General features: G+C 42.5%; 8 protein-coding genes. 6 read left to right on the plus strand and 2 right to left on the minus strand.

Going from position 1 to position 9,211, the window contains the following annotated elements:
• Window positions 1-325 precede the first annotated feature (325 nt).
• Together HN980_06990 and HN980_06995 are read left to right on the plus strand one after the other, a co-directional pair.
• Complete coding sequence (locus tag HN980_06990; protein ID MBT6929217.1) at window positions 326-1,306, plus strand: transposase; 981 nt, start codon at window positions 326-328, stop codon at window positions 1,304-1,306.
• Window positions 1,307-1,717: 411 nt separating this feature from the next.
• Complete coding sequence (locus tag HN980_06995; protein ID MBT6929218.1) at window positions 1,718-2,623, plus strand: hypothetical protein; 906 nt, start codon at window positions 1,718-1,720, stop codon at window positions 2,621-2,623.
• Between the two features lie 17 nt (window positions 2,624-2,640).
• Here HN980_06995 and HN980_07000 read toward each other — a convergent pair whose 3' ends face one another.
• The gene (locus HN980_07000) at window positions 2,641-3,528 is read right to left on the minus strand and encodes a hypothetical protein (protein ID MBT6929219.1); all 888 of its coding nucleotides are present in this window, start codon (window positions 3,526-3,528) and stop codon (window positions 2,641-2,643) included.
• A gap of 369 nt (window positions 3,529-3,897) precedes the next feature.
• On the opposite strand from HN980_07000, the gene HN980_07005 reads away from it, so the two are divergent.
• The 4 genes from HN980_07005 to HN980_07020 all read left to right on the plus strand — a co-directional run bounded on the left by HN980_07005 (window position 3,898) and on the right by HN980_07020 (window position 8,037).
• Window positions 3,898-6,843: a LysM peptidoglycan-binding domain-containing protein gene (locus HN980_07005; GenBank protein ID MBT6929220.1), complete on the plus strand. Its 2,946-nt coding sequence runs from the start codon at window positions 3,898-3,900 to the stop codon at window positions 6,841-6,843.
• A 120-nt stretch (window positions 6,844-6,963) separates the two neighbouring features.
• Window positions 6,964-7,107, plus strand: a complete 144-nt coding sequence (locus tag HN980_07010) for a hypothetical protein (protein MBT6929221.1) — start codon at window positions 6,964-6,966, stop codon at window positions 7,105-7,107.
• Window positions 7,108-7,123: 16 nt separating this feature from the next.
• Window positions 7,124-7,567 (plus strand): septal ring lytic transglycosylase RlpA family protein, encoded by a 444-nt coding sequence (locus tag HN980_07015; GenBank protein ID MBT6929222.1) that lies wholly within the window; start codon window positions 7,124-7,126, stop codon window positions 7,565-7,567.
• 98 nt (window positions 7,568-7,665) lie between these two features.
• On the plus strand, window positions 7,666-8,037 hold the full coding sequence (locus tag HN980_07020) for a hypothetical protein (protein MBT6929223.1): 372 nt from the start codon (window positions 7,666-7,668) through the stop codon (window positions 8,035-8,037).
• A 4-nt stretch (window positions 8,038-8,041) separates the two neighbouring features.
• Here HN980_07020 and dnaJ read toward each other — a convergent pair whose 3' ends face one another.
• Complete coding sequence (dnaJ, locus tag HN980_07025; GenBank protein MBT6929224.1) at window positions 8,042-9,187, minus strand: molecular chaperone DnaJ; 1,146 nt, start codon at window positions 9,185-9,187, stop codon at window positions 8,042-8,044.
• Window positions 9,188-9,211: the final 24 nt, after the last annotated feature.

Raw genomic sequence — 9,211 nt, forward strand, 5'->3', positions numbered from 1 at the left:
CAAGCATTTAAAGATTGGGCGGAAAGTTAGAAAATGGGGTCAAAATTTGTAGATGTTATCTGGTTCGATATTACAAAAAAAAGGAAAGGAAGAGATAAAACTTTTTCAGTCTAAATAAAAGGGGCGTCTTCTTATGAGGGTCAGGGGGTCAGGCCTGGGGTCAGGGGGTCAGGCCTGCGTAACTGCATTCCCAGACTTTAAGTTTTAACACCGCCCATTCTTAATATCTTAATATTAATACAGTTACGGTTGTAGCATAATATTTCCTTGTTTATATATATTTCTTTTTTTAATGTACTTATAAACATAATTCTTTGGAGATATTATGGCACGCAAACGACGTATTCACATTCCTGGATTTTTTTATCATGTCATGCTACGAGGTAACGGAGGACAAAATATTTTCTTTTCTAACGAAGACCGTTACCGTTTTTATTTGTTGTTACAAGAAGGCGTCGAGCGTTTCGGTCACCGTATCCACGCTTTTTGCCTGATGACAAACCACGTTCACCTTCTTATTCAAGTTGGTGAAATACCTCTTTCAAAGATATTACAAAACCTCTCTTTCCGCTATACGCGATACCAAAATAAAAAACATGGGCGTGTCGGTCACTTGTTTCAGGGCCGATTCCGTTCACTTGTCGTCGACGAACGAGGGTACTTATTGATGTTGGTACGATATATTCATCGCAATCCCATACGTGCTGCTCTTGTAGATGATGCCATCGTATATCCTTGGAGCAGTCATCAGTGTTATATGGGAGTCAACAATATTTCGTGGTTGACAACGTCTGTTGTCCTCGCCCGTTTCCATCACGATGATGCTCTAGCCCAAGGAGGCTATGATGCTTTTATGAAGGATGAAGATATAAATACTACGCTAAAGGCATTCGATACAGGAACACATCAAGGGGCCATTTTGGGTGAGGATGATTTCGCCGAGCGCATCTTCAAGAAGAACAAGATGCACCTACCTTATAAAGTCGATGTTGAATGTCTTATTGAACATATGATTGACGAAACGTGTAAAAACCTAGATGTCAAAAAGGAGTCATTATATTTCACTGTAAGAAATAATGCTGCTGCACAAACGCGTGGGATGATAGCTTTGCTCGCGAGGCGTTTACCATATGTGTCGTTGGAACAATTAGCAGAACGTTTTGGGCGTAATTCAACAACATTGAGCCGAGCCGCTACCGATATTGAGAAAAAATGCAACAAAGAAGCCACTGTTAGAGTTCTTGTCCAGAAACTAGAAAAAAGAGTGCGCGATTTTCTTCTGGGTGAGTGGAAGTCTATAGTTTAAGTAATAAAATTATTAACTGATGTTATGCATGACCCATACCAAAAAACAATGTTCATAAGTATATTAAAAAAGGAATATATAAGAATGCGATAATACTGCGCGGTGATTATAACTACATTAATATCAGGATATTGAGAAAAACAAAATTAAGATTTAATGTTCATGAATGCAGTTACGCAGGCCTGACCCCGACACGCCTTCATTTTTAGTCGTTGCTGGTCATTGCTAGTCATTCTTTGTGTTTTTCATAACTTCAAGTTGTTAACCGACTCTAAATCATAACAATAAAAACAAAAAAGATCTTTTTATCAGTGACAATAAAAAACAAAACCTGTACAATAGTAGTAATAAATAATATAACATGTAATATTATAGTTTGTTATAAACACTTAAAAACAAGAGGTTTTTGTTATGACTGGTTTCCCTAATCCTACAGGACAGAGACAGAGTAGTGACGTTCCCGTTTATTTTCAAGCTGATGAGGCAGACGAAGCTCCTACTGCACCGCCGCCTTCTGTAGTTTATCAAGAACCGCCTTTAGCCCCACCGGCAGAGTCTGTACTTGCACCGCCGACAGACGAAACTTCAGAGGAAGGTTTGTTTGATAATAAGGCTTCTGATCTTGACACGCCTGACAAGGTTAAAAAATTTGTGGACGCGTTTTGTTTTTCTGCCCCGACATTATCTGAAGAGGGTATAAAGAAAGCGGTTAAAATTCTGGAAGACAGAGCTAAAGCTAAGCTTTCAGGCTGGAAACAGGTTAGTCCAAGAAGCAAAACGACCTATGCTAGCATTAATAAAGCTGCTCAAAAAGGCTTAAAACGTTTTGAATTTGATAAAATCTTAAGAGATGGAGATTCTTATATATTTGCTGCCGATAATGTTACAGACGATAAATCCGAAGATTTTAAATACGGGGTTGTAAGCGATCTTTTAGACGATGCAGCTAATAAATATAAGCTTCTTGTAGACATAGAAGAAGATGATGAAAAAAAACCCGTTAAGTTTTTGGCTAAAAGAGAATATGCTGAAATTATCGAAGATAATAAATTGAAACTTCTGTTTGAGAGTTTATCAAACGTTTATATAAAATCTGTTATAAATGAAATTGACCATGACACTACATATATCAGGGAAACAATGGACGAAACGATTATACCCACAAAAAGGCTTGCTATTTTAGCACTAGAAAAAACAAAAACATATACACACGACCCTAAAGACCACATAAAAATAGCTGAAAAGCGTCAAAAACTATCTGAAAAGGTCGATATACATGATAACACAGGTTCAATTTATCGTTTACAAAGAATATGATATGTAATGCTCTAATGTTAACTTGGCTTTTTGCTTTGTCTTTTCGTTGCTGGGCCTATTTCTTCTATAACTAAATCTATTCTGTCTCTTAGTGCGTCTGCTCTGTCTCTTAGTGTGTTTGTTCCTGTTTTATCAACATCAGATAACAGAGCTAGTTTTTGTTTTATTAAACCAAAGCCTCTTCTAAAGTCTCTCTCCGCCTGATTTGAAAGACTTTGTGCCGTTTTTAAATCTCTTTTTTTTTCTATTAGTCGTTTTTTTATTTCTTCGAAGTCTTTTTCACATTCTTTGTATACTGATTCTTCTGTCTTTCTTCGTTTAACCTCGGGATTATCTGTTTCTTCATCTAATTTTCTTTTTCGTTGTGACGTTGACGGTGTAGTAATAGTGACATTCGAACCCGTTTTTTGCGTAGCTGCTTCTGCTGTGTCTGCTACTGTAGGTGAAGCACCTTCTTCTTTAGCTGGCTCCGCCTTCTCCTTGATCTTTAATAATTTTTCAAACAGCCCTTCTATTTTTATTTTCGCGTCGTTCATTGCTTCAACTTTTTTTGCGAACTCTTCTTTTACGTCAACATGTTCTGTCGTCTTGCTTTCACTTAAATTGCTAGCGGTGAATGTATATTCTTCTTCTCCAAAAACAGTTCTTCCTATTTCTTTATGGCCTGACTCAATTTCTTTTACTGCCTCCATAATTGTATGAGCAGCAACTCGAACTTCTGTAATTAATTTTGCTATTCCTTCTTTGCCTTCAGCCGATGCTAACGCTTCAAATTCCGAAATTGTATGCTCTCCATTGCCTATATTGCAGGTAACTTCATATAGAGGAGTAGGTTCTGACGGTGTGCCAGGCTGTGCTGCGCCTGTTGGTGGTGTTGATTCTGATCCTGGTAATGATGTTGCCATTTTTAAGTCCTCTCTTTTATCTTTTATGTTAACTTTTTAATTCTCTACCTAATTTAATGATATAATAAATAGTTGAAGAAGTCAAGAAAATTCACAGAATATAATTGTGGGGTCAGGTTTTTTTTGTGGCTGAAAACAGCTCCACGACAGCATTTCTTCGCTAAGTCTTTGACCCTCAACTTTATAGAGGCTGGTCTTGAGAAGACTAAGCTGTAAAATATAATTGGCAAATGGCAAACTAAAAGTTTGGGCTCCGCATACAGTCCGGCAATCATGCGTTAAATTTCAAAGAAAGCGGGATTATGTTTGTCTTTTTGTCGTATTTTATCTATAAAGAGGTAGTGAAAAAAATAGTTATAGGACATCATAATGAGCAACAAAGATCTTCCTTTTTTTTCTAGAGATTCCAAAGATTCTGGGATACTTCAAGTTTTAGACAACGACAACCCTTTCGTCATCTTCTGCGACGGTGTATGTCGTTCTGATGGTGGGGATTATGAATCTTCGCTGAAAGGTTCCCATGCTGCTGCCATCGCTACTACTGCGATAAACCAGCATCTTATCTCTTATGGCGACTCCCCTCTCGACGAGAAAGCTCTTATTGCCGCCTTCGAAGCCGGCAATGAAGCGGTACGTCACACTTTCGGTGATGGCAAGGTCGCGGTTTCTGGTCTTATCATCGCCCTTGCTAAGACTTATGGTGTGTCGTCGGACTTCGACATATCTTCTAACGAAGAGATCATCATCGCTGGTCTTGGTGATTGCAGGCTTTATGATGTCAATGATGGCGTTGCTTCTCTTGCGTTCCTTGACACGCATGCCACGAATCTACGTCCGCGTTTATCTACTAAAGAACGACACGACGCTCTCCGCAACATCCTTGGTCTTGACGATAATATCAAGGTATACATACGTCGTATTCCTGCCTGTGATGTCGGGAATTTTGTCGCGGTATCTTATGGTCTTGGCGAGCATCTTTCTAAGGAAGACCTCGCCAACATCGGCGATGCCCATGGCGGCAAAGCCCTTGACAAGGCGAAGAAAAAGTCTCGTGGTCATAGTATGAACGCCCTTGTCATAGCGCCTCACATCCACCCTCTTTCTTTCGAAGAACGCCCCCATACTATAACAGAAGACGTTCCTGCGCCTCCCCGTCATTCTGTTATCGAAGAGAGCATCGTCATGCCAGACATAGATTTTGATATGGCCTTAGACATGGTCGATGACATAGAGCCTGACGAAGTTCCCCAGCAGCCACGGCGCATGCCGTCATCATCTCCTGTTGCCGCACGTCGTCCTTCATGGCGTGGCATGTTCCCTACCGTCGTCACTACTGTCGCCGTAAGTCTTGCTATTGTTGGTTGTGCTACGTGGTTTGTTATGAGCAGAGACACGGCGCCTTATGGCACGCCTCCTGCTCTTGCTATCGCCGACTATGAAGCCGAGTATCTTGCCGATGCCAGCGATGCTATCGTCATCGACGACCTCGACAATGACAATGCTCTTTTAGTTAAGAAGGTCGACTATCTCAGCAAGAAGTTCGAAAAGCAGAAGGCTCATATTGATAATTTAAAAGACGCCATAGGGCGTTCTCCTACGACGGGTTTGCGTAAGGTATTATTCGATACTACTAAGGATCTTCATAATAAGAAGGCTCTAATCGCACAGATGAACGCCGACCGTACATCGTTGGAGCAGGAGCTCTCCGATAATAAGGAGCAGATAAAGTTACTTAGCAATTCTATTGCTGATATTCAGGATGCTTCTAGCGATATTACCAGCGTCGAAGGTTCTGCCACTACTGGAGACGATATCGCCGCCCTTGAAGGCACTCTTGCCGAGAAATCACAGCGCATCGAAGTCCTCGGCGAAGATCTAAAGAATCTGAAGTCTCTTCTTTCCGACAGGGAGAACAAGCTTTTCATGCTCGCCGAGAAATATTCCAAGAAGAAAGACATCACCGACAAGCTTCTCATCATGGCAAAATCTAAAGGCTCTAATGTAGAACTTTTAGAACAGCACCAAAAAGAGAAAGGCTCTTTGACTTCTTCTTTAAACAAAGAGATCGCTCTGCGTAAGGAGCTACAGGAGTCCGTTAAAGACCTCGCCAGCAGCAATAACGAGAAAGAAGTCGCTCTTGTCAAGGCTCGCGGAGAGCTCGAGAAGATGTCTTCGGAGGCTTCTGAAGCTTCTGTCTCCTTCCAAGACCCTGCCCTTCAAGAGGCTTTAGACAAAGAGATAGCGTTGCGTCAGGAGCAGAAAAGCACTCTCGACGAAGCCAAGGGCACTCTTAAAAAGCTTGCGATGCGTTACAAAGACCTCTCCGACGACTTCTCCCGCTCCAAGAAAAAGCTCGACCAAGACGCTGAGATGAGAAATTCTCTGCAAAGTGCTTTAGACAAGGCGCAATCGCAGATAGAAGAGCTTAAGAACGGCGAAAACGCCATCGCCGACCTTGCTGCTAAAGACGAAGAATATCGACAAAGAATCGAAGAGCTCGAAGATTCTAAGGAGTCGCAACAGCGTACGATATCGAAAGAGATGTCGCTACGTTCCGCCCTAGAGCAGGAACTCGAAGACGAACGCTCCAAGAGGATGAAAGCCAATACTTCTATCCTAGAAGCTCAAGACCTTCATAGTGTTATGTCGGCAGCAAAAGCCACCCTAGAAAAAGAGCTTGCTATGACGAAAGCCCTCTTCGAAGAGAGACATGCTGACGTAAAAATATCTCTAGAAAAAGAGCTGTCGACGAGTAAAGCCCTTCTCGAAAAAGAAACATCCCTACATACCAACGAGAAAGCATCTTTCGAGCAGAAAGTCCTATCTCTTCTACAGGAGAACAAAGTCCTCAGCGATAAGATCATCGCTCTACAGACAATACAGCAAGAGTATTCTCTTCAGAAGAAAGCCCTCGACGCCAAAGCCCACGATCTTGCGGAGCTAGAGAAAGAGCTTACCATGCAGAAAACGTCTCTGAAAGGCATCGACAAAGCGCGCAAAGAGATGTACCTAGAACTCGACAAGATAAAGAAAGACTACGACACCCTAAAACAACAAACCCCCGCCCCTAAAGCTACTGCGCAGGCACCGGTGTCATACGTCGAAGAAGAGTACGATGTGTCATCGTGGGACAACAACATCGACAAAAGCGCGATAACGCGTATACACCTCGTCTCCGAAGGCGAGACTCTTACGAAGATATCATTGCAATACTACGGCACCATCCAAGAGTGGGAGGCGATATACGATGCCAACAAAGACATGGTCGTCGACAAAGACAATATAAAGGTGGGAACGCCGTTGATAATACCGTAGATCAGTTATCAATTATCAATGATCAATGATCAATGATCAATGAAAAGGGATGTTTATGAAGTGTTGGTGTGTTAGCAAGATCGAGCGCAAAATTCTACGCAAAAAGATGAGGATGAATTTGTGAAGTTTTTATTGAGAATTGGTATTATTATTGTTGGGATGGTGATGCTTGTAGGATGTTCTCATGGCGGGCGTGATGTCACGAATTATTCCGACGACACTATGCATCTAAAATATTATGACCCCACACCGATAGAATTGTAGACCCCTGCTTTAATAAATGAAAAAGAACACCTGTTTTATACTTTTTTTGTCGCTACTATTCACAGTATGTGGATGTTCTATGTTCAGGACTTCGTCACGTCCTAACTATCCCAAACCTTATAAGATCTCAGGGAAGTGGTACCAGCCTCTTCCTTATGCTCGTGGGTATCGTGAGCGCGGCTTGGCGTCATGGTATGGCAAGAAGTTCCATGGCAGGAAGACCGCCAATGGTGAGACTTATAATATGTATGGGATATCGGCGGCGCATAAGACCTTGCCGTTGGGGACATATGTCACCGTTAAGAACCTCGACAACGGAAAGACTTTGGTGGTACGCATCAACGATAGGGGTCCTTTCGTAAAAGGAAGAATTATCGACTTGTCTTACGGTGCTGCGAAGAAACTCGGCGTCGTTGGTCCTGGAACCGCGCGTGTTGACGTTCTTGCTCACAACGGATGACTTTCACAAACGGCCAATAATCAGGAGAATTCACAAAAGGCCTCCATTCTTCGCAAGTTTTGCGACTTGCTTTGATATACACATATTTTGGTGACGTTTTGCCTCTAGAGGCAGGTGCACCTTCTCTATTTGTGCAACTTCTAAATATTTTTCCTGTACTTTTTTTTTGGCTTTTAGATACTTTTACATCACGCCCTCGAATATTACCAACCACTTTATCTGATGACTTCCCATCTTTACCCTCTGGAGCTTTTCTTAAGGCAAATTCTACTATACATAATTTTGATGGTGATTTAGGTAATGATGATGATGATGATAACATACTATTTTTTTGCTATGATATAAAAAGAGTATTGTCTAAAACTGAGGTCTTTATGTCAAGGGCAGTATCGTCTATAAAGCTCATTTATGAGCTTGTCTCCGCTACGTTGAAAAGAGCGCGTATCTTCGATGCTATCATTTCGATATAGCGTATTATCGCTGAAAGAAACCTTTTACAGTTTCGACAAACCCTTTTTTTTTAGGGGTATTGTGCGGCTCGCGGAGTTTTTCGAAATCGTTTAGGATATTTTTCTGTTTGTCATTAAGGTTGACAGGCGTCTCGACAAGGACTTTTACAAGCATATCGCCTTTGCCCTGTCCGTGGACGTTTGGGAATCCTTCGTTTCTTATGCGTAGCACCTTTCCTGGCTGTGTACCTTCTGGTATCGTCAGGCGGTATTCTGCTCCTAGTATTGTAGGGACGTCTTTCTTACATCCTAAAGCCACTTCTGCGAAGCTTAGCGGCATAGATAGTATGACGTCATCACCTTGGCGTTCGAATAGTTTGTGTTCTTTAACGTGTATGAAGACATACAGGTCGCCGCTAGGGCCTCCGCCTTCGCCGACGTCGCCATATCCGCGCATCTTCAGGCGCATCCCGGTGTCGACACCGGAAGGGATAGTTATCTTAACATGACGCTTTTCTTTGACTTTGCCATTACCTCTGCAGCTTTTGCATACGTCGGTGATAGTCTTTCCACGTCCGCCGCACTGCGAGCATGTCGCCGACATGCTGAAAAACCCACGATGTTGTGTCTCTTGTCCGGAACCGCCACACCTCGAGCATGTTTTTATCGCCTGTGGTGATGCTGCTCCGCTTCCGTTGCATTCTCCGCATAGAACATGGTTATATATCGCCATCTCCTTCTCTACACCTTTTGCTGCCTCTTCGAAGGTGACAGCGACGTCGACTTTCTTGCTAGCCCCTTGCTGTGCATAGGAACCACCACGTCCTGCTTCTGCAGAGCCAAATAAAGAATCGAAGATAGACCCACCGCCGAAATCACCAAAAGCTCCCATAAAGGTACGAAGAGCATCTTCCATAGATCCGAAGTCTGCATGGCCACCCATTCCAGCGCCGGACAGGCCTTCTTTGCCATAACGATCGTAGAGTTCACGCTTATTGCTGTCACTCAAAGCCTCATAAGCCTCAGAAATTTCCTTGAAACGGCCAGCGGCTTTGTCGTCGCCAGAATTTTTGTCTGGGTGATATTTTAACGCCTTCTTACGGTACGCTTTCTTGATCTCCTCAGGAGAAGCGTCGCGAGAAATACCTAGGGTTTCATAATAATCGCTCATAATGGATTCGCTTTTGTGTTGTTC

The sequence above is a fragment of the Waddliaceae bacterium genome (genome assembly GCA_018694295.1).
In the GTDB taxonomy this organism is placed as follows: Bacteria; Chlamydiota; Chlamydiia; order Chlamydiales; family JABHNK01; genus JABHNK01.